We start from the raw sequence: 19,912 nt of genomic DNA on the forward strand, positions 1-19,912 counted from the left end.
AAGCCTTACCTAATGAGGCTGCCCCGACGGCTGTGCGCCCCCGCGCCCTTCTGGGAGGTCCCCGACCGGATGTACGTGTGCATCTGCAACGAAGTCACCGAGGACGACGTGCACAACTGCATGGCCGCCGGTGCGGGGACGGTCCGGGAGGTCAAGGCGGCGTGCGGCATGAAGCCCGGCTGCGGGGTGTGCACCCGGCGGCTGTATGCCATGGTCCGGGAGAACCGCGCCGCCACGCCGGTGCAGGCCGTCGACGACCTGCCGCCGGTCGAGGAGGCGCCCGCCGATCCGTTCGCTCCCACGCCCATGGCGCCGCTGCAGGGAGTGCAGGTCCCGCTCGGCATGCCTGCCGTTCCGGGCTCGTCGGCCGCATAGGCCACCACCGCCGCCGAGAGTTTTTGAGGAGGATTCCCGCCACTCACCCCTAACCGGCATAACGCGCACTCCACCCCGGGATGGGCGGTTGTCCTGTGATGTTCATTGCCAACCGGGGGATTTATGCTGTCCTAATAAGCCTTCCGCGTGGAAACATGGACCGCATGGAAGGCGACAAGGAGATCATCGCGCTGCTCAACGAGCAGCTCACGGCCGAGCTCACCGCCATCAACCAGTACTTCCTGCATGCCAAGATGCAGCAGAACTGGGGCTACACCAGGCTCGCCAAGCACACCCGGGACGAATCCTTCGACGAGATGCGGCACGCCGAGCGGCTGACCGACCGCATCCTCTTCCTGGAAGGCCTGCCCAACTACCAGAAGATCAACCCGCTGCGCATCGGGCAGACCGTCTTCGAGCAGCTGGAGGCGGACCTGGCGATCGAGATGGAGGCGGTGGCCCGGCTGCGGCACGGCATCGAGCTGATGCGCTCGCGCGGCGACATCACCTCCGCGCGGATCTTCGAAGACATCCTCGAGGACGAGGAAAAGCACATCGACTACCTGGAGACCGAGCTCAGCCTCGTCCGCTCCCTGGGTGAGCAGAACTACCTGCAGCGCCTCACCGACTCCCCGGACGACGCCGACTACGGCGACGCCTGACCCGAAAGCCGGAACGTCGGCCGTCCCCTCCGCTCTCGCCATGCCGACGCACGGGCGGGACGGCCGGAGGCCGAGCCTCAGCGGCCGGTGGCGCGGCGCAGCACATAGGGCTGGATGATGCCCAGGCCGCGGGCGGGACGGCGGACGATGCGGGTGACGGTGTAATCCTCCGACTTCTCCAGCGCGGCGGCCAGCTCGGCGTCGATGACGACCGTGCCGGGACGGGCGATGGAGGTCAGCCGGGCGGCCAGATTGACGGTGGTGCCGAAGACGTCGCCGCGCATGGGCAGCACCGGGCCGTATGCCACGCCCACCCGCACGTCCGGCATCTCGGTCTCGTCCTTGATGGCCTCGGCGATGCTCAAGGCGATCTCCCCGCCCAGCTCGGGGGAGTCGGCGCTGAAGAGCACCTCATCGCCCAAAGTCTTGATCAGGCGCCCGCCGCGGGAGGCCACCACGTCGGCGGTGGTCTCCTCAAAGCGCTCCACCACCCGGGCCAGCTCCGGTTCCTCCAGCTCGCGGCTCATCTGGGTGAAGGAGACCATGTCGGCGAACCCGACGGTGGCCAGCGGGCGGGTGGCGTCGGACTCGCCGGCGGTGGCGGCCAGCGCCAGCGCGCGGGTGCCGGCGGCGGCCAGCTGGCGCCGCCAGGCGTGCACCACCAGCGGTTCCAGCTCATCGATGTGCTTTTCGGCCAGCTCGGCCAGCGCGCGCAGCGACTCGGGGGTGGGCGGCTCCAGCTCGTCTTGACCGGTCAGGCTGGTGAGCAGGTCCACCTGCCATTCGGCCAGGCGGGTCATGGTCTGGCCGAAGGCGCGCACCAGGCGGATCACCCCGTCCTCATCCAGCACGCCCTCGTCCATCAGGCGCCGCAGCTGGCACAGGGCGTCGATGTCGCGGTCGGTGAAGGCCACCGCGTCATCGCTCAGGTGCGGGTAGCCCAAGGCCCGCCACAGCCGCTGGGAGAACTCCTTGGTCACCCCGCCGAGGCGGATCGCATCCACCCGGTTGTAGCGCAGCTCGCCGCCCAGCAGCAGCTCCTCGAACCGCCGGGGGTCGGGCAGGACGCCCTCCTCCCCCTCCGGCCGGGGGCGGCCGCCGCTATCGCCGCTCGCGGACGTCATCGGCCGGACCCCCGACAGGCCGGTACGGCTCGGCGCACGGCCGCGTCACCGCCGGGACCTCGTCTGTCTTCACCCGTCCCAAGTCACCACCCGATTCGATCACCAGCAAGGGGCACGTACCGACCCACGCCAGATATCGTGACAGAAATGAGGCCGGATTGGTGCCCCAAGCGTGAAACATCCCACTTCCGGTCACCGAACGTGCACCACATCGCCGGCCCCGACCGTCTGCTCGCCCTCCGGCGTGACCACCACCAGACAGCCGGCGGCATCGACGTCGGCGACACGGCCGGTGATCTCCTGGTCGCCGGGCATCACGACGCGGACCTGCCGGCCCAGCGTGGCGCACAGGTCCCGGTAGGCGGCGCGCAGGCCGCTGCCCTCTGCGTCGCCGCCCTGCGCCGTCCACCGCCGGTACCAGTCCTCCAGCTCGCGCAGGATCGCCCGCAGCAACGCCTCCCGTTCCCGGAAGGCGGCGCCCTCCAGCAGCAGTGAGGTCGCCGTCGGCACCGGCAGTTCCCCTTCGCGCAGGCTCACGTTCAGCCCGACGCCCATGACCACGGCGTCCCCCACCCGCTCGGCGAGGATCCCGCCCAGCTTGCGGTCGCCCACCATCAGGTCGTTGGGCCATTTGAGGCGGACGTCCAAGGCGGCGGCCCGCCCGTTCCGCCGCGCGGAACCCTCGGTGAGGTCCTCGGTGACGCGGCCGGTGACGCGGCGCAGCGCCTCGGCCGCCGCCAGCCCGGTCAACAGCGGCAGCCAGCCCAGCGCCGCCGCCTCGACGGGCGGGCGCAGCAGCACCGAGAACGTCAGGCCCGAGCGCGGCGGCGCCGTCCAGGACCGGCCCAGCCGTCCCCGCCCGGCGCGCTGCGACTCGGCGACCAGCACCGCCCCTTCCGGCTCGCCCCGGCGGGCGGCCTCGGCCAGATCGACGTTGGTGGAGCCGGTCTCGGCGACGACCCGCACCCGCCGCCACAGCGACTCGGGCCGCACCAGCATCCGGTTGAGCGCCCGCTCGTTCAGCGGTGGCCGGGCCAGGTCGGTGAAGGGTGACTCGCTCACACCCCCATCCAACCCCACGGGCGTCAGCCGGTGTTCTGCAGCCCGGCGGCCACGCCGTTGACCGACAGCAGCAGCAGCTCCTCCAGGCGGGCGCGTTCGGCGTCGTCGGCCACGCCCTCCCGCAGCGCGGTCAGCGCCCGCAGCTGCAGCAGCGACAGGGCGTCCACATAGGGGTTGCGCAGTTCGACCGCGCGGGAGAGCACCCGCCGGTTCTCCAGCAGCCGCCGGTGCCCGGTGACCGCCAGCACCAGGGAGCGGGTGCGGTCGTACTCGGCCAGCACCCGCTCGGTCAGCTCCGGACGGCCGCCCAGCGCCAGGTAGCGCTCGGCGATGGCGCGGTCGGCCTTGGCCAGGCTCATCTCGGCGTTGTCGAGCATCACCGCAAACAGCGGCCAGGACCGGTAGGCCTCCTGCAGCTCCGCCAGCCCCGCCTCGTCGTCCCCGCCGCCGAGCACCGCCTCCAGGCCGCTGCCCAGCCCGTACCAGCCGGGCAGGTTGACCCGGGTCTGGGTCCAGGCGAACACCCAGGGGATGGCGCGCAGGTCCTCCAGGCTGCGGGTGGCGGTGCGGCGCGCCGGACGGGAGCCGATGCGCAGCCGGGAGATCTCCTCCAGCGGGCTGACCCGGGCGAACCACTCGGCGAAGCCCTCGGTCTCGATCAGGGCGCGGAAGGCGGCCTGGGCGGCGGCGCTGATCCGGTCGGCCAGCGGGCGGAAGCGCACGGCGGCCTCGTGGGCGCGGGCCTCCACCGCCGGAGTGGAGGCCAGCATGATCGCGTTGGTGACCTGTTCGATGTGCCGTTTGGCGATCTCGCGCTGGCCGTAGCGGGCGAAGATGACCTCGCCCTGCTCGGTGACCTTGAACCGGCCGTTCACCGAGCCGGGCGCCTGCGCCAGGATCGCCCGGTTGGCCGGGCCGCCGCCGCGGCCCAGCGAGCCGCCGCGGCCGTGGAAGAGGGTGAGGGTGATGCCGTTGCGGGCGGCCCAGGCCGCCAGCGCCGCCTGCGCGTCATACAGCCGCAGCGTGGCGCTGGTGGGGCCGAGCTGCTTGGCCGAGTCCGAGTAGCCGAGCATGACCTCCAGCCGCCGCCCGGTCTCGGCCAGCCGGCGCTGCACCGCCGGCAGCTTGAGCATGCCCTCCAGCACCGACGGGGCCCGGTCCAGGTCCTCGCCGGTTTCGAACAAGGGCACCACGTCCAGGACGGGGGCGTGGTCGCCCAGGGATTCGGCCAGCTCGTAGACGGCGGCGATGTCGTCGGCCGAGCGGGTGAAGGAGACCACATAGCGGTGGCAGGCCCGCACCCCGAAGCGCCGCTGGATCCAGGAGACGACGCGGAGGGTGTCGAGGACCTCCTCGGTCATCTCGCTGAGCGCCCCGCCCGCCCGGACCTCGGCCAGGGCCTTTTCGTGCACCTGCGAGTGCTGGCGGATCTCCAGCTCGGCCAGGTGGAACCCGAACGTCTCGGTCTGCCAGATCAGGTGCTGCAGCTCCCCGTAGGCCTGCCGGACGGCCCCGGCGCCGGCCAGCGACTCCTGCACCAGGCGCAGGTCGGCCAGCAGCTCCTCCGGGGAGCGGTAGGCCATGTCGGCGTGCCGGGCGCGCGTGGCGGCGATGCGCTCGGCCACATACAGCAGGTACTGGCGGTGCGGCTCCTCCGGGGAGCGCTTGGCCAGCTCGGCGATCAGCAGGGGGTAGGCGGTGCGGGCGGCGTCCAGCGCGTTGCGCAGCGCGGCCGACGGCGGGGTGGTGGCGGAGCTGACGGTCAGCCGGCGGCCGATGCGGGTGCAGGCGTTCTCCAGGGCGCGCAGCACGTGGTCGGACTGGATCAGCACCGCCTCGCGGGTGATCTGCGCGGTCACATACGGGTTGCCGTCCCGGTCGCCGCCGATCCAGCTGCCGAAGCGCAGGTAGGCGTGGGCGCGGGGCGGGCGGGCGCCGCTGGCCGGGCCGCTCGCCCCCACGTCCAGGGCGCTGTCGAGGGCGCGGTACAGCTGCGGGACGACCCGGAAGATGGTCTCGTCGAAGGCCGCCATCGCGGTGCGGACCTCATCCAGCGGGTCCATCTGGGTGTGGCGGCGCAGCGCGGTGCGCCACAGCAGGTCGATCTCCTCGCGCAGCTGCCGGCGGATCTCGTCCCGCTCGGCGGCGCCCTTGCGGGGGTCGTTGAAGTCCTGCAGCAGCGCGCTGATCCGCATGATCGCGGTGACCACGGCGCGGCGGCGGGCCTCGGTGGGGTGGGCGGTGAAGACCGGCCGGAACTCCAGCCCGTCCAGCACCTGCGCCAGGCGGTGCTCGCCGGTGCCGCGGATCTGCGCCACCGCCGCCGCCAGCGAGCCGGAGACCGGGTGGGCCGGGTCGGTGTCCCGCTCGCGCAGGGCGCGGATGCGGTGGTGCTCCTCGGCCAGGTTGGTCAGGTGGAAGTAGACGGTGAAGGCCCGCGCGACCAGCTCGGCGCGCTCCAGGTCCCAGCCGGCCACCAGCGCGGCGGCCTCGTCGATGGAGACGCGGCCCTGGCGGGCGTCGATGACGGCGTGCCGCAGCCGCTCCACGTCCTCCAGCAGATCCGGGCCGCCGTACTCGACGAGGATCTCGCCCAGCATGGCGCCCAGCAGCCGGACGTCCCGCCGCAGCGGCTCGGGCATTTCCTCGCGCAGCGCTTTGCGTTGCTCCGAGGGGACCTGGCCGGCGGCCGAGTCGCGCATATTGGTAGCCACGAGGCCAGCGTAGCCATCCGATCCCCCCGCGAAACGGACGGACCGACCGGTAACCGGGACCTGACGGAAGTTCGCCGGTGGCACCTGGTTACTCTTTTCAGCCATGGCGATGCATGCTCCCGAGCCCACGGGCGATATCGACATCCACACCACCGCCGGCAAGATCGCGGATTTGGAGCGCCGCAGGTACGAGGCGGTGCACGCCGGTTCGGCCAAAGCGGTGGAAAAGCAGCACGCCAAGGGCAAGATGACCGCCCGGGAGCGGATCGACGCGCTGCTGGACCCGGGGTCCTTCGTGGAATTCGACGAGCTGGCCCGGCACCGTTCCACCAACTTCGGGATGGACAAGCACCGTCCCTACGGCGACGGCGTCGTCACCGGCTACGGCACCATCGACGGCCGGCACGTGGCGGTCTTCAGCCAGGACTTCACCGTCTCCGGCGGGTCGCTGGGCGAGGTCTTCGGCGAAAAGATCTGCAAGGTCATGGACCACGCCCTCAAGACCGGCTGCCCGGTGATCGGGATCAACGACTCCGGCGGCGCCCGCATCCAGGAGGGCGTGGTGGCCCTCGGCCTGTATGCGGAGATCTTCAAGCGCAACGTGCACGCCTCCGGCGTGATCCCGCAGATCTCGCTGATCATGGGGCCGTGCGCGGGCGGCGCGGTCTACTCCCCCGCCATCACCGACTTCATCGTGATGGTCGACAAGACCTCGCACATGTTCATCACCGGCCCGGACGTGATCAAGACCGTCACCGGTGAGACCGTCACCATGGAGGAGCTGGGCGGCGCCCACACCCACAACACCAAGTCGGGGGTGGCGCACTACCAGGCGGCCGACGAAGAGGACGCCTTCGAATACGTCAAGGCGCTGCTGTCGTACCTGCCGTCCAACAACATGTCCGACCCGCCCTCCTACGACGTGCAGGCCGATCCCACCGAGCCAGCCCCGGAGCTGGACACGCTGATCCCGGACTCGGCCAACCAGCCCTACGACATGCACACCGTCATCGAGCACGTCCTCGACGACGGGGACTTCCTGGAGATCCAGCCGCTGTATGCGCCCAACATCATCGTCGGCTTCGGCCGGGTGGAGGGCCGCTCGGTGGGCGTGGTCGCCAACCAGCCGATGCAGTTCGCCGGCACCCTCGACATCGCCGCCTCCGAGAAGGCGGCCCGGTTCGTGCGCACCTGCGACGCCTTCAACATCCCGGTGCTGACCTTCGTGGACGTGCCCGGCTTCCTGCCCGGCACCGACCAGGAGTACGGCGGCATCATCCGGCGCGGCGCCAAGCTGCTGTACGCCTACGCCGAGGCCACCGTCCCGCTGGTCACCGTGATCACCCGCAAGGCCTACGGCGGCGCCTACGACGTCATGGGCTCCAAGCACCTGGGCGCCGACATCAACCTGGCCTGGCCGACCGCGCAGATCGCGGTGATGGGCGCCCAGGGCGCGGTCAACATCCTCTACCGCCGGGAGCTGGCCGCCGCCGAGGACCCCGAGGCGCTGCGCGCCCGGCTGATCACCGAGTACGAGGACACGCTGGCCAACCCCTACATCGCCGCCGAGCGGGGCTATGTGGACGCGGTGATCAAGCCGTCGGAGACGCGGGGCCATGTGATCCGGGCGCTGCGGGCGCTGCGCGACAAGCGGGCCTCGCTGCCGCCCAAGAAGCACGGCAACATTCCGCTGTGACCCGGCGACTGCGATTCGGCAATGTCGTTTCCGGCCCCGGCGGGCCGGCAAGGAGGCTGCATGAGCGCTGAGGGCAGGCCGTTCCTTCAGGTCATCCGAGGCGACGCCACCGCGGAGGAGGTCGCCGCCCTGGTGGCGGTGCTGTCGGCGCGGGCCGCGGCGGCCGCGCGGTCCGCCGCCGCTCCGGCCCGCCGCTCGGGCTGGGCCGACCGGTCCCGGATGATGCGCCGGCCGCTGCCGCACGGCCCCGGAGCCTGGCGGGCCGCCGTCCTGCCGCACTGACCTTCCGGACGGTCTCCGGGCGCCTTTATGGGCGCCGCATTGCGGACACGCCCGGCGCCTGGCGGTTTGCCCCACCGGCCACGCAGGTCAACGGGGCCGCGGCGAAGCAGGGTCCATGGTTTCGCTCCGCAAGCGTGCGTACGCGAATAAGGTAGGAAGCCCATGGCTACCTCGGAGCATGTTCCCCAGCCTGCCCGCTACGCCGTCTTCGTGGACGCGGGGTACCTCTACGCTGCCTCGGGGGCACTGCTCCTGGACGCCACGTCCCGCCGCGAGTACCGGGTGGCGGCCGAACAGCTCATCAACGCCCTCATCGACTACGCCGCCAAGGAACTGCGCGGCGAGCTGCTGCGGGTCTACTGGTTCGACGCCGCTCCGCGCCGCCAGCCCACCGTGGACCAGCGGGTGATCGCCAACCTGCCGCGGGTGAAGCTGCGGCTGGGAAACCTCAACGCCCAGGGGCAGCAAAAGGGCGTGGACGCCCAGTTGCGCGCCGACCTGGAGGCGCTGGCCCGCCATCGCGCCATCACCGACGCGGTGCTGCTGGCCGGGGACGAGGACATGCTGCCGGCCGTGGAGGCCGCCCAGCGCTACGGGGTGCTGGTGCACCTGTGGGGGGTGGAACCCACCCACGGCTCCAACCAGGCCGAGTGGCTGGTGTGGGAGTCCGACACGGTGGAGGTGCTGTCGGCGGACTTCCTGCGCCCCTATTTCACCAAGGCCAAGGCGCTGCCCGTCCCCCCGGCCGCCGCATCCCGGGAGGCGGCGGTGCACTCCAAGAACTCCTCGGTGCCCTCCCCGGCCCAGGTGTTCGCCGGCCGCTCCCCCTCCACCCGGCCGATCCCCGGCGTCGGGACGCGCCCGGGCGGTGCGCTGCCGTCCTCGGGCCACAACGGCAAGCTCGGCCCGGACCGCCACCAGATGGAGGAGATCGGCGAGCACGTGGCGCAAAAGTGGATCTTCGAGCGGGGCCGCGACAACATCCGCGACCTGCTGCCCGGCCCGATCCTGCCCCCGGTCATCGACAAGGAGCTGCTGATCGAGGCGGAAAAGGAGCTGGGCCGTTCGCTGCGCCCCTACCAGGAGGCCCGCACCTGGCTGCGCGACGGGTTCTGGGAGCGGGTCTACCGGGAGTTCGGCATCGGCATCGGCAAGTCCGGCTGAGCCGACCAGGCGGTCCGATTCCCGCCAGCCCGGCGCGGCGGCCTGGGGTTTACTCGAAGACGTGCTGGATTTCGACTCCTGCTACCGGGCGATCAGCGCCCGGGACGCCCGGTTCGACGGGCGGTTCTTCACCGCGGTCACCTCGACCGGCGTCTACTGCCGCCCGATCTGCCCGGCGCGCACCCCGGCACGGCACAACGTGCGGTTCTACCGGGACGCGGCGGCGGCCGAGGCGGCCGGGTTCCGCCCCTGCAAACGGTGCCGGCCGGAGGCCGCCCCGGGGTCGGCCGCCTGGGACTTCAAAGGCGACCTGGTGCGGCGGGCGCTGCGGCTGATCGAAGAGGGCGTGGTGGACGAGCAGGGGGTGCGGGGCCTGGCCCGGCGGCTGGCGGTGACCGAACGGCATCTGCACCGGCTGTTCACCGCCGAGCTGGGCGCCTCGCCGCTGGCGGTGGCGCGCAGCCGGCGGCTGCGGCTGGCGTTGCGGCTGCTGCGCGAGACGTCCATGCCGGTGACGGACGTGGCGTTCGCCGCCGGGTTCGGCAGCGTCCGGCAGTTCAACGCGACGCTGCGCGAGGTCTACGGGCAGACGCCCTCCCAGCTGCGCGGGGCGCGGCCGGCCGCCGGCTCCGGGCTGGAGCTGCGGCTGGCGGTGCGTCCGCCGTTCGACGCCCGCGCCCTGCTGGAGTTCCTGGCGTCCCAGGCGATCCCCGGGGTGGAGGAGGCCGGCGCGGAGCGTTACGCCCGCACCGGCCCGGGAGGCTGCCGGATCGAGCTGCTGATGCGGCCGGACCATGTGCTGCTGCGCGTCGACGCCCCCGACCTGCGGGGCGTGGCCCGCCTGGTGGCGCGCTGCCGCAGGCTGCTGGACCTGGACGCCGACCCGCAGGCGGTGAGCCGCACGCTGGGCGCCGACCGGCTGCTGGCCCCGCTGGTGGCGGCGCGGCCGGGGCTGCGGGTGCCGGGCGCCTTCGACGGCTTCGAACTGGCCGTGCGGGCGGTGCTGGGCCGCCTGGCGTCACCGGCGGCGGCCGGCGCCCTGGCCGGACGGCTGGCGGCCCGCTGCGGGCGGCCGCTGCCGGAGCCGGCGGGCACGCTGACCCACTGCTTCCCCACCGCCGCGCAGGTCGCCGGCGCCGACCTGTCCGGCCTGGGCCTCAGCGACGCCCAGCGGCGCGCGCTGCAGGCCCTGGCCCGCGCGGTGGCCGCAGGCGAGCTGGATTTGGACGGCGGCGCCGACCCCGCCGAGACCGCCCGCCGGCTGCTGGAGCTGCCCGGCTTCGACCCGTGGACGGCCGAGTACGTGGCCATGCGCGCCCTGGGCGACCCGGACGCCTTCCCCGCCACCGACCCGGGCCTGCGCAGCGCCGTGCACGCCCTGGCCGCAGACGGCGCGGCCTCCCCCGCCGAGCTGGTCGGACGCGCCGAACGCTGGCGTCCCTGGCGCGCCTATGCGGCCATGCACCTGTGGACGTCCCTGCCGGCGATCCCGCAACGGACTTTGGAGAAGGTTTGACGATCAACACGACCGTGCTGCAGACCCCGATCGGCCCGCTGGCGCTGCTGGAGCACGACGGCGCCCTGGTCGGAGCCGGTTTCACCGCCGACCCCGCCGAGCTGCACGCGCGATTGCACCCGTCCCTGCGCGCCCTGGAGCTGCGGCCGGTCGGCGACCTGGGCGCCATCACCAAGGCCCACCTCGCCTACTTCGACGGCGACCTGACCGCCTTGGACGCCCTCCCCGTCCACCACCCCGCCTCGCAGCGGCGGGAGCGGTTGTGGCGGGCGCTGCGGCGGGTCGGTCCCGGGCAGACCGTGACCTACGCGGAACTGGCCGTGCTGGCGGGCATGGACCGCACCGCCGCCCGCGCCGCGGGCCAGGCGTGCGCCCAGAACCTCATCGCCCCGGCCATCCCCTGTCACCGCGTCCTGCCCTCCGGCGGCGCCCCCAAAGGACGCCTGGGCGGCTACTACTACGGCCTGGAACGCAAGGCGTGGCTGCTGAGCCACGAATCGGCCGTCACCGGTGGGCGACCTGACGCCAGTGCGGCACCAGCTCCTCGATGAGGGCCTCGGTCTCCGGCTGCAGGTGGTCCATCAGCGGGTCGCGGCCGAGCCTGCGGCGCAGCTCGTCCACCACCACCTGCACCTGGGTGGCGTCGCCGGTGGCGTGGGTGGCGCGCAGCAGGTCGCGCCACAGGCCCTCGTCGTCGGGGACCATGCGCAGCCCGGCCCGGGCGGCGTTCACCGCGCCGTGGGCGTCGCCCTCCTCCAGCCGCAGCACGGCCAGGCGGTGGGCGACGTCGATGACGCGGGCGGTGGCCTCGTACTCCAGCTGGTCGGCGGCCAGCCAGCCGTAGCGGCCGCGCGGCCGGTCGGCCAGCAGCGGGCCGCGCACCAGGTCCAGGGCGTAGGACAGGTAGGCGGTCTCAGAGGCCGGTTCGGCCGCCGAACGCCACACCAGCCAGCGGAACACCGACCAGTCCACCCGCACCTCCGAGCCGAGCCGGATGCGTCCGCGCTCGTCGTAGTAGAGGTTGGGACGGCCGCGCGAGTCGCGGCCCAGCCAGTCGGAGACGCGGGCGATGCAGGCGTCGCGCACCCCGGCGCTGACGCCGCGCGGCCAGATCGCCCCGCTCAGCACCGTGGGGTGCACCCCGCCGGGATGGGTGGCCAGGTACACCAGCACCTCGGTGCACAGCGCCCGGCGGCTTTCGTCCATCGGGCCCGGCGCGTCCACCTCGATCGGGCCGAGCAGCCGGATGTCCACTTCGGGACGGTGGTCGAAGGACGGCGGCTGCTCCCCGTCGGCGGGGCCCGGCAGCGGAGCGCCCTGGGTGCGGGAGGCGGTGCGGAACAGGTCGGCCACCGCCTGGTAGTGCTCGGGGCGCACCAGCTGGGCCTGCACGTCGAAGCCCAGCACCCCGGCGTGCAGCCGGCCGTCGGCGGTGACGTCCCAGGTCCAGGTGGCGCCCGGCACCTCGCCGGCGACCAGGTAGCCGGAGGCCATGCGCCGGCCGGTGCGGGCCAGCGCCACCAGGCGGGCCGTCTCGGCGTCGGTGGGCTGGTCGGCCATGATCAGGTAGTGCGGCATCCACGCCTCGCCGAACACGCCGCGGCAGCGGCCGGTCAGCACCGAGTCGGCGCCGGAGGCGGCCAGCGCCTGGCGCACCTCCTCGCTGCGGCCCTCCAGCTCCGGCAGCGCCTCCTGCAGGGAGGCCACGGTGCGGATGCGGTCGGGGGCGATCTCGGCGAGGTTGCGCGCCAGGTCGGGGTCGAAGCCGACCAGGGTGATGCGCATGTGGTCCGACCAGCGGTTGGTGGCCAGCTCCAGGGCGATGGCGGCCAGCGCCGCCCGCCGGGTCTCCTCCGGGCCGCGCACCGCGATCAGCCCCTGGGCGGCCTCCAGGTCCACCAGGATCCGGCCGTTGGCGTTGGTGCCGATGGACACCAGGCCCGGGTAGGGGGCCAGCACGTCGCCCAGCGCGGCCTCCCGCAGGGCGGGCAGCGTGTCGGCCGACAGCCGCCACACCTGCCCGTCGTCGAAGGCGCGCCAGGGCTCGGGCGGGTTGGGGTCGGCGGGGGCGACCCACAGGTCCAGGCTCTCGGCGCCCAGGTGGACGCCGTAGACGGTGGGCAGGGTGCGGCCCCGGTCGGCCAGCGCCCGTGACAGCTGGCGCAGGCTCAGGTCCAGCAGCTGGGCTCCCTCGGGGTCCTGGCCGACGCGCAGCGCCTCCTCGGCGCGGGCGGCCTCCCCCTCGGGACGGGCGATCATGGTGCCGAATCCGCGGTGCCACATCTGCTCGCGGCGCCGCCGGCCCAGCGCCGTCAGCACGCCGGCGGCCAGCAGCGAGGCCGCCGCCAGCCCGTGCGGCCAGCCCAGGTCGATCGACGGCAGCGGCAGCCCGGTGACCGGCGGCGGCCCCTCGTCGGCGGGTTCGAGCCGGTGGGCGTGCGGCTGCTGGGCCGGCTCGTCCGGCCGGGCGGGGGCCTGCTCGGCGGGACGCTGCGGGGCCTGCGCGGCCGGCGGCTGCGGGACCTGTTCGGCGGGCGGCGCAGGGGTCTGTGCGGCGGGTGGTTGCGAAGGCGGAGCAGACGGCGCGGGCGGGGCCTCTTCGGGGGCCTGCCGGGGTGTTTCCCGCCCGTCCTGGCCGCGGGGTTCGGGGTCGGGCTTGGGATGCCCGTAGCGGAAGTACTCCTCCAGGTCTTCGACCGGCACGACCTGGACGCCGACGGCGTCGGCGGGCATCTCCAGGATCCAGCCGGGCCGGATGAGGCTGGCGTAGGTCAGCTTGCTGCCGTCGGGCTGCACCCGGCCCTTGTTCAGCTCGTAGATCTCCTTGTAGCGGCGGCCCTCGCCCAGGCACCGCTCGGCGATCTCCCACAGGCTCTCGTGGTGGCGGCCCTGCGGCGGCTGCACCCGGTAGATCTTGGTGGTCTGCGTCTTTTCGGTCGGTTCGGCCGCGACGCTCTCGGCGAGGGCGCGCGCCCCTTCTTCGGCCGTGCCGGACGGCTCGGCCCGCGCAAGCGGCGTGGTGGCCGCCACCGGCCGGAAGTGGTCGGTCTGCACCGCGGCCACCGGCGCGGTGGAGGGCATGTCCCGGCCCGAGAAGGCGGGCATGACCGCACTGGCGGTGGTGAACAGCAGCAGCGCGGCCAGCACCAGCCGGTGCACCAGCGGCTGCAGCCCGCCGGCCAGCGGCACCCGGACCGGCACCCCGACGCCGCGGATCCCGGCGTGCACCTCCACCAGGACGCAGATCACCAGTTGCAGCCAGGCCAGCCACACCAGGGTGACCAGCACGGTGATGATCGCCGAGGGGCCGATCCGGCCGGTCAGGTCCTCCAGGGTGGGCATCCGCTCCGGCAGCGGCGAGCCGAAGGCCAGCAGCAGCGCGCACGGCACCCCGACGACCAGCGCCGACAGCGCCACCAGCGCCCCCAGCCCGGCCAGTATCTCCCCGGCGCTGCGCCTGCGGATCCCGACTGCATCGCGTGGTGACATCGTGCCTCTAGGGGGTCTCGCCGGTCTCTGGATGGGCGGATGCCGTCGAGGTCATCGTAAAGTGCCCCAGCCCCGGCACGATGGCCAGCAGCTGCGGCCGCACCCGGATCGTCACGGTGATGCGGACCTCCTCGGCTCCCGGCAGGCAGTCGCGGTCGGCGACCTCCTGCCCGTAGGCGTCCAGCAGGTCGTAGGCGCTGGCGCAGGCGGCGGCGGCGTCGATCCTGGGCTCGCCGGTGGCGCGCAGCGTCTGGACGTCGATTTCGTTGGCGCCGGCGCGGGCGGCCTGTTCGGCCATGTCGGCGGCGCGCTGCCGGGCGTGGATGGCCAGCCCGCCGTCCACCAGCAGCCCCGCCAGCAGCAGCACCGACGGGGTGAGCAGCACGGTGTACATGGCGATGGTGCCGCGGTCGCCGTCCGTCCCGGCCCGCCGCAGGGCTCCTCGCAAGACCTTCACCGGCCCTCCGCTGCAAAGTCGGTGCCCCGGTAGCTGTAGGTGTCGATGGGGGCCACGGCGTTGCCGGTGAACGTGCGGGTGGCCGGCAGCCCCAGGAACATCAGGTCGCCGAGGTCCACGGTGCAGGTCACGGTGACGGCGACCCGCCCGCCGGGCCCCCACTGCCGGGTGTCGGTGGCGATGGCGGGGCCTCCCCGGCACCAGTGGGTGCCGCGCAGGGTGTCGGTGCCGACCCGGTGGGCCAGCCGCCGGGCCTGCTCGGCGCTGCGCGCCACGGAGGCGGCGCGCACCGCGTCGCGGGCCGCCCCGTCGATCTGGCTCTGGGCGTCCACGTAGCGGCCCACGGCGGCCAGCAGCATCAAAAACAGCACGAAGATGGGCGTCATCAACACCAGTTCCAGCGACATGCCGCCGCCGTCGTCCCGCCCGGCGCGGCATATCGCGCGTCTGCTGATCGCCGGCATGGTCACTCGCAGTCGATGTCGCCGTCGTCGGGCCGGAAGCATTCGACCGGGCCGCCGGCCCGCTGGCGCACCTGCAGCGCCCGGCTGCTCAGGAACGGCACGACCCGCACCGCCGTGCCGCTGACCTCCACCCAGCGGTTGTCGTCGGCGTCGGCGTCGGTGACGACCCGCAGGTCGCTCAGCAGCCTGGACCCATAGCCGCGCACCGAGCGCACCGCCCGTTCCCTGGCCTCGGCCCGCCAGGAGCCGCCGGGCTCGCTGCGGGCCACCCGCGCCCCGCTCTGGGCCGCCGCCAGCGCCACATGCCGGGCGTGGAAGATCATCGTGAACTGCACGACGCTGAGGATGACCAGGATCAGGATCGGGGTGAGCAGCGCCAGTTCCATCGACGAGGCGCCCAGGTCCGAGCGCCTGGCCCGTGCCGTGGCCGCCATGCCCCGGTCATTTCTCGTATTGGGTGCTGATGTTGTTGGCGGCGTTGCCGACTTGCGTGCGGACGACCCCGTAGACCGTCAACGCGATGGCGGCCAGCATGCCGGTGATGATCGCCCATTCGATCGCGGACACCCCCAGCCCGCGGTCGGCGGTGCGGGCCCGGTGGATGCGGACGGCGAGCATGGCGCGCAGGTAGATGAGGACGGGGTTGTCGAAGAGGTTCACGAGGGCTCCTCGGGGTCGAAGGTCACACACAGGGGGTCATGTCACCAGTATTCGGATCAGCGCCGGAAATCCCAGGAACACCAGGAAACCGAAGCAGAACAGCAATTGGGCGATCAGCATCGACTGGGAGCGTTCGCCCGCCTTGCCCTCCAGCTCCGACAGTTCCCGGCTGCGCATGGAGGCCGCCCGCGCCGCCAGCGATTGGCGGATCTTGGCGCCGTCGTCGGCCACCAGCGTCAACGCCGCCGCCAGGTCGCGCAGCTCGGCCACGTTCACCTCCTCGCCCAGCCGGCCCAGCGCCTGCCAGGGGGTCTGCCCGACGATCCGGGCGTTGGCCAGCGCCTCCCGGATCCGCACCATCGCCCAGCCGTCGCCCACCTGGGCGGCCGTCATCAGCGCCTCCGGCACGCCCCGGCCGCCGGCCAGGTTCATCGCCACCAGGTCCAAAAAGGCCCCGACCACATGGCGGAAGTCGCGGCGGCGCTGCGCGGCCTCCTGCCGCAGCTGCAGGTCCGGCAGGAAGAAGAAGAACCCCGCCATGATCAGCGCCATCCAGGCGGGCACCGCCAGCGAGTCGCCCAGCCCCACCAGCGCCGCGTACCCCACCAGCACGGGCATGAAGATCAGCGCGGCGGCCGGCAGCAGGAACTTGGTGGCCAAGAACCCCTCGTATGAGCGTTCCAGCAGCGCCAGGTCGGCCCGCACCGACCGCTGCTCCCAGCCCCGCGACTCATAGAAGCGGACCAGCGCGCGTCCCACCCGGGCGCGCAGCCCGCTGATCTCCTCCATGCCGGGGGAGACGCGCCGCTGCCGTTCGGCGGTGTCCTGCGCCCGGGCCCGGTCGAAGGCCGCCAGGCTCGCCGCCAGCCCCGGCCGCGCCGGGAACAGCGCCCGCACCAGCAGGTACAGCCCCAGCCCGACGGTGGCCCCGGCCAGCATCGCCATCGTCACGCCCGCTCACCCCCCTCCGGGCCGGAGGCGCCGTCCCCGCACCGGGAGACCGGGACGCGCTCCGCGCAGCCCACGACCGTCACGACCGGCCACCTCCCGCGGGTCCGGCACCGCCGCCGCCGGCGTCCATGGCGTGGCGGCCGCGCAGCGGCGGGGTGAGGGTGCCCTGCCAGCCGGCCACGGTGGCGGGGACCTCGCGGGGCACGCCGGGACGGGCCTGTGCCGGGGCGCTCAGCAGGCGCTGCGGCATGTCGTAGCGGGCCAGGCGGCGCAGCCACAGGAACGCCGCCGCATACAGGGCGAGCACCACGCACAGCACCATCTGGCCCAGCAGCCCGTCGTAGGGCTCCACATAGGAGCGGTTGAAGATGGTCAGCAGCAGCGCCGTGCCCACCGACACGCCCACCACGACGTTGACGCTGCGCCGGGTGGCCCGCCGGTCGGCCTCCACCCGGCGGCGCATGTCCAGCTCGGCGCGGGCCGAGGCGGACAGCGCGGTGAGCATGTCGCGCAGCCCGGGGCCGCGCAGCCGGGCGTTGAGGATCAGCGCGGCGACCACCAGGTCGGCCGAGGGGTCGTTGAGGTCGTCGGCGAAGCGGCGCAGCGCCTCGGGCATCGGCATGCGGGTGTGCAGCCGGTCCACCAGGGTGCGCAGCGGCTGCTGCAGGGCCGGGGCGGCGGCCCGCACCGAGGAGGGGATGGCCTGTTCCAGCCCGACCGCGCCGGCGATGGTGTCGCGCAGCGACTCGGTCCAGGCGGCCAGGGCCTCCAGCCGGGCCATCGCGCGGCGCTCCTCGGCGGCCCCGCCGACGAGGCCCTCCCAGCCCAGCACCAGCAGGGCGGCGCCGATGGCGGCCACCGGCCAGCGGGTCACCACCAGCACCGCCACCCCGGCGAGCACCGAGACGGCGCTGCGGGTGGTCAGGGTGCGGATCAGCTCTTGGCGGCCGCGCCGCCGCGGGGGCTTGCCGGGCCGCACCGGCAGGCCTCGGATCGCCGCCGCCAGCAGCACCAGCCCGCCGCCGGCCAGGCCGCCGGCGACGATGGCGGCCAGCACGTCCGGGGCGAAGATCACCAGCCACCTCCCGTCGCGGCGTCATAGCCGTAGGCGGCCAGCTCATCGGCGCAGGAGATGGGGGCGGCCGGCACCACGTGCCCGTCGGGGCCCATCGCGAACACCTCCGACGACAGCACCCGCTGGTCGCAGCCGGTGACCTCGCGGACGCTGGAGACGAAGCGGCGCAGCCGGCCGCCGCGGCCGTAGTCGTTGCGTTTTTCGATGAAGACCACGAAGTCGATGGCCCCGGCGATGAGCATGTGGGTGGCCTCCACCGGCAGCCGCTCTTCGGCCTGGATGGCGTAGGTGGCGATCCGGTTGAACACCTCCATGGAGGAGTTGGCGTGGATGGTCGACAGCGACCCGTCGTTGCCCTGGGTCATCGCGTTGAGCATGGTGACGATCTCGTCGCCCAGCACCTCGCCGACGATGACCCGGGAGGGGTTCATGCGCAGCGACCGGCGCACCAGCTCGGCCATGGAGATGGCGCCCTGCCCCTCGGAGTTGGGCAGCCGTTCTTCGAAGGCCACCACGTTGGGGTGCAGGTCGGGGAAGGCGTCCAGCCCCAGTTCCAGGGCGCGTTCCACGGTGATCAGCCGCTCGTGGGGCGGGATCTCGTTGGCCAGGGCGCGCAGCAGGGTGGTCTTCCCGGCGTTGGTGGCCCCGGCGATCATGATGTTCTTGCGGGCCAGCACCGCGGCGCGCAGGAAACGGCCCAGCTCGGGGGTGAGGGTGCCGTTGCCGACCAGGTCCGACAGGAAGACCTTGCCCAGCCGGGCCCGGCGGATCGACAGCGCCGGGCGCACCGTGACGTCCATGACCGCCGACAGCCGGGACCCATCGGGCAGCCGCAGGTCCAGTTGGGGGTTGGCGGTGTCGAAGGGCCGGGAGGACAGTCCCGAGTAGGCGGCCAGGATCTGGATGAGCTCGATGAGTTCTTCGTCGGAGTCGGCGACCGGCTCGCCCATCACCTCCCGCCCGTCGGCGTAGCTGATGAACACCCGGTCGCAGCCGTTGATGTCGATGTTCTCGATCTCGGGGTCTTCCAGCAGCGGCTGCAGCCGGCCCACCCCGAACAGCGCCGCGTGCACCGCGCCGGCCAGCGCCTCTTCCTCTTCGGCGCTGGGCGGGCGGCGGCCGGCGGCCAGTTCGGCCCGCGCGTACTCCTCCAGCACCTGGGCGATGAGGGCGCGGGCGAACTGCCGTTCGTCCTCGGCCGACATGGGGGGCAGCCCGCTGGCGGCGTCCAGTCTGCGCTGGGCGGCCAGCCGGTCCCCCACTTCCTGGCGCAACCGTTTGACCAGCGCGTGATCCACTTATCGCCCCCTCTCGCGCAGCTGCGCTCCGGACGCCGCGTCCGGCTCGGGTTGCGGCGCGGCGGCGCGGCGGCGTTCGTCGGGACGCGGCACGCCCGGCGGCCAGGGGGTGCGGCCGGCGGCCTGCGGGGCGGCCGGCTGCGGGCCGCGGGGGGTGGCCGACAGGCGTCCGACCAGGGTGGCGGCGACTTCGCGGGCCGAGCGGATCAGCAGGGAGCGGTCCAGCCGCCCGCCCCAGCGGCCGCTCAGCATCTGGGCGCCCTTGGGGTCGAGGGCGAGGCCGCCGAGCACGGTGGCCGGCAGCTGGGAGCCGGTGACGATCCGGTCCACCTCGGCGATGGTGCTGCGGAACTCGCGCGGGTCGGCCAGCACCACGATCCCGATCGGCGGGCCCTCGGGCAGGTCCTTGGCCAGGGCGTTCACCCGTTCCCGCAGGTGGGCGACCTGTTCCAGGGTGGCGCGGCACAGCAGCACCACCATGTCGGCCTCGCGGATCAGATCGATCAGCGGGGAGCCGGCGCCCAGCCGTCCGCAGTCGGCCAGCACGTCCACCGGGGCCAGCCCGGCGAAGGCCCGGCCCAGCGGCCCCCACAGCCAGGTCATGCCCTGGGCCTGCTCGGCGGTGGTGATGCCGACCAGCACGTCCAGCCCGCCCACCAGGCGCTGGCAGTGCTCGGCGATCTGCTCGGGGCGCAGTCCGCGGCGGGCGGTGGCGGCCAGGCTGAGCAGGCCGCGGGAGGGGTTGAGCATGGCGGTGCGCCGGTCGTCGTCGCCGGCCGCCGGCAGCCGGTAGACCAGGTCGCCGCCGGCCTGGTCGCACTCGGCGACCAGCACCGGACGCGGCCAGACCGCCCCCAGCGCCACGGCCGCGGTCGTCACCCCGGGCGCCCCCTTGTCGGCCGCGAGCGCGATCAATGCCACGG

General features: G+C 73.6%; 19 protein-coding genes. 7 read left to right on the plus strand and 12 right to left on the minus strand.

The genetic code is table 11. From position 1 onward, the window contains the following. Window positions 1-12 precede the first annotated feature (12 nt). Together BUE48_RS20520 and bfr are read left to right on the plus strand one after the other, a co-directional pair. On the plus strand, window positions 13-375 hold the full coding sequence (locus tag BUE48_RS20520) for a (2Fe-2S)-binding protein (RefSeq protein WP_012854435.1): 363 nt from the start codon (window positions 13-15) through the stop codon (window positions 373-375). Between the two features lie 164 nt (window positions 376-539). Then, entirely contained in the window at window positions 540-1,037 is a 498-nt protein-coding gene (bfr, locus tag BUE48_RS20525) for a bacterioferritin (RefSeq protein ID WP_012854436.1), read from the plus strand. Between the two features lie 77 nt (window positions 1,038-1,114). Here the strand turns inward: bfr and BUE48_RS20530 are convergent, their stop codons facing one another. The 3 genes from BUE48_RS20530 to BUE48_RS20540 form a co-directional block, all read right to left on the minus strand. Next, window positions 1,115-2,161, minus strand: a complete 1,047-nt coding sequence (locus tag BUE48_RS20530; protein WP_012854437.1) for an adenylate/guanylate cyclase domain-containing protein — start codon at window positions 2,159-2,161, stop codon at window positions 1,115-1,117. Window positions 2,162-2,353: 192 nt separating this feature from the next. Next, window positions 2,354-3,223, minus strand: coding sequence for a biotin--[acetyl-CoA-carboxylase] ligase (locus BUE48_RS20535; RefSeq protein WP_286990762.1), 870 nt, complete (start codon window positions 3,221-3,223; stop codon window positions 2,354-2,356). A gap of 23 nt (window positions 3,224-3,246) precedes the next feature. Then, window positions 3,247-5,925 (minus strand): phosphoenolpyruvate carboxylase, encoded by a 2,679-nt coding sequence (locus BUE48_RS20540; protein ID WP_012854440.1) that lies wholly within the window; start codon window positions 5,923-5,925, stop codon window positions 3,247-3,249. Window positions 5,926-6,040: 115 nt separating this feature from the next. On the opposite strand from BUE48_RS20540, the gene BUE48_RS20545 reads away from it, so the two are divergent. From BUE48_RS20545 to BUE48_RS20565, 5 genes are all read left to right on the plus strand, one after another. Continuing rightward, window positions 6,041-7,633 (plus strand): acyl-CoA carboxylase subunit beta, encoded by a 1,593-nt coding sequence (locus BUE48_RS20545; protein ID WP_286990763.1) that lies wholly within the window; start codon window positions 6,041-6,043, stop codon window positions 7,631-7,633. A 60-nt stretch (window positions 7,634-7,693) separates the two neighbouring features. Beyond that, window positions 7,694-7,915 carry an acyl-CoA carboxylase subunit epsilon gene (locus BUE48_RS20550; protein ID WP_012854442.1) on the plus strand — a complete coding sequence of 74 codons (222 nt, stop codon included), beginning with the start codon at window positions 7,694-7,696 and terminating at the stop codon, window positions 7,913-7,915. A gap of 162 nt (window positions 7,916-8,077) precedes the next feature. Continuing rightward, a complete protein-coding gene (locus BUE48_RS20555; protein ID WP_012854443.1) occupies window positions 8,078-9,079 on the plus strand; it encodes an NYN domain-containing protein in 1,002 nt (333 codons plus the stop codon). A gap of 61 nt (window positions 9,080-9,140) precedes the next feature. Further along, window positions 9,141-10,595: a DNA-3-methyladenine glycosylase 2 family protein gene (locus BUE48_RS20560; protein WP_286990764.1), complete on the plus strand. Its 1,455-nt coding sequence runs from the start codon at window positions 9,141-9,143 to the stop codon at window positions 10,593-10,595. After that, window positions 10,592-11,146, plus strand: coding sequence for a methylated-DNA--[protein]-cysteine S-methyltransferase (locus BUE48_RS20565; RefSeq protein ID WP_012854445.1), 555 nt, complete (start codon window positions 10,592-10,594; stop codon window positions 11,144-11,146). The genes BUE48_RS20560 and BUE48_RS20565 overlap by 4 nt, the downstream gene beginning before the upstream one ends. On the opposite strand, the gene BUE48_RS20570 is transcribed toward BUE48_RS20565, so the two are convergent. The 9 genes from BUE48_RS20570 to BUE48_RS20610 form a co-directional block, all read right to left on the minus strand. Beyond that, window positions 11,100-14,084 carry a bacterial transcriptional activator domain-containing protein gene (locus BUE48_RS20570; RefSeq protein WP_286990765.1) on the minus strand — a complete coding sequence of 995 codons (2,985 nt, stop codon included), beginning with the start codon at window positions 14,082-14,084 and terminating at the stop codon, window positions 11,100-11,102. The genes BUE48_RS20565 and BUE48_RS20570 overlap by 47 nt on opposite strands. Before the next feature lie 7 nt (window positions 14,085-14,091). Beyond that, window positions 14,092-14,541 (minus strand): TadE/TadG family type IV pilus assembly protein, encoded by a 450-nt coding sequence (locus tag BUE48_RS20575; protein ID WP_286990766.1) that lies wholly within the window; start codon window positions 14,539-14,541, stop codon window positions 14,092-14,094. Then, window positions 14,538-15,005, minus strand: a complete 468-nt coding sequence (locus BUE48_RS20580) for a TadE family protein (protein ID WP_012854448.1) — start codon at window positions 15,003-15,005, stop codon at window positions 14,538-14,540. The genes BUE48_RS20575 and BUE48_RS20580 overlap by 4 nt, the downstream gene beginning before the upstream one ends. A 2-nt stretch (window positions 15,006-15,007) precedes the next feature. Continuing rightward, window positions 15,008-15,439 carry a TadE/TadG family type IV pilus assembly protein gene (locus tag BUE48_RS20585; protein ID WP_012854449.1) on the minus strand — a complete coding sequence of 144 codons (432 nt, stop codon included), beginning with the start codon at window positions 15,437-15,439 and terminating at the stop codon, window positions 15,008-15,010. Window positions 15,440-15,446: 7 nt separating this feature from the next. Further along, entirely contained in the window at window positions 15,447-15,665 is a 219-nt protein-coding gene (locus BUE48_RS20590) for a hypothetical protein (protein WP_012854450.1), read from the minus strand. A gap of 36 nt (window positions 15,666-15,701) precedes the next feature. Further along, window positions 15,702-16,610 (minus strand): type II secretion system F family protein, encoded by a 909-nt coding sequence (locus BUE48_RS20595; RefSeq protein ID WP_041440168.1) that lies wholly within the window; start codon window positions 16,608-16,610, stop codon window positions 15,702-15,704. 85 nt (window positions 16,611-16,695) lie between these two features. Next, window positions 16,696-17,691: a type II secretion system F family protein gene (locus BUE48_RS20600; RefSeq protein ID WP_012854452.1), complete on the minus strand. Its 996-nt coding sequence runs from the start codon at window positions 17,689-17,691 to the stop codon at window positions 16,696-16,698. Then, entirely contained in the window at window positions 17,688-18,989 is a 1,302-nt protein-coding gene (locus BUE48_RS20605) for a TadA family conjugal transfer-associated ATPase (RefSeq protein ID WP_012854453.1), read from the minus strand. Before BUE48_RS20605 ends, BUE48_RS20600 begins: the two co-directional genes overlap by 4 nt. Further along, window positions 18,990-19,910 carry a CpaE/TadZ family protein gene (locus tag BUE48_RS20610; protein ID WP_012854454.1) on the minus strand — a complete coding sequence of 307 codons (921 nt, stop codon included), beginning with the start codon at window positions 19,908-19,910 and terminating at the stop codon, window positions 18,990-18,992. It abuts the gene before it with no gap. Window positions 19,911-19,912 lie beyond the last annotated feature (2 nt).

Source organism: Thermomonospora sp. CIF 1, assembly GCF_001896795.1.
Lineage (GTDB): Bacteria > Actinomycetota > Actinomycetes > Streptosporangiales > Streptosporangiaceae > Thermomonospora > Thermomonospora curvata.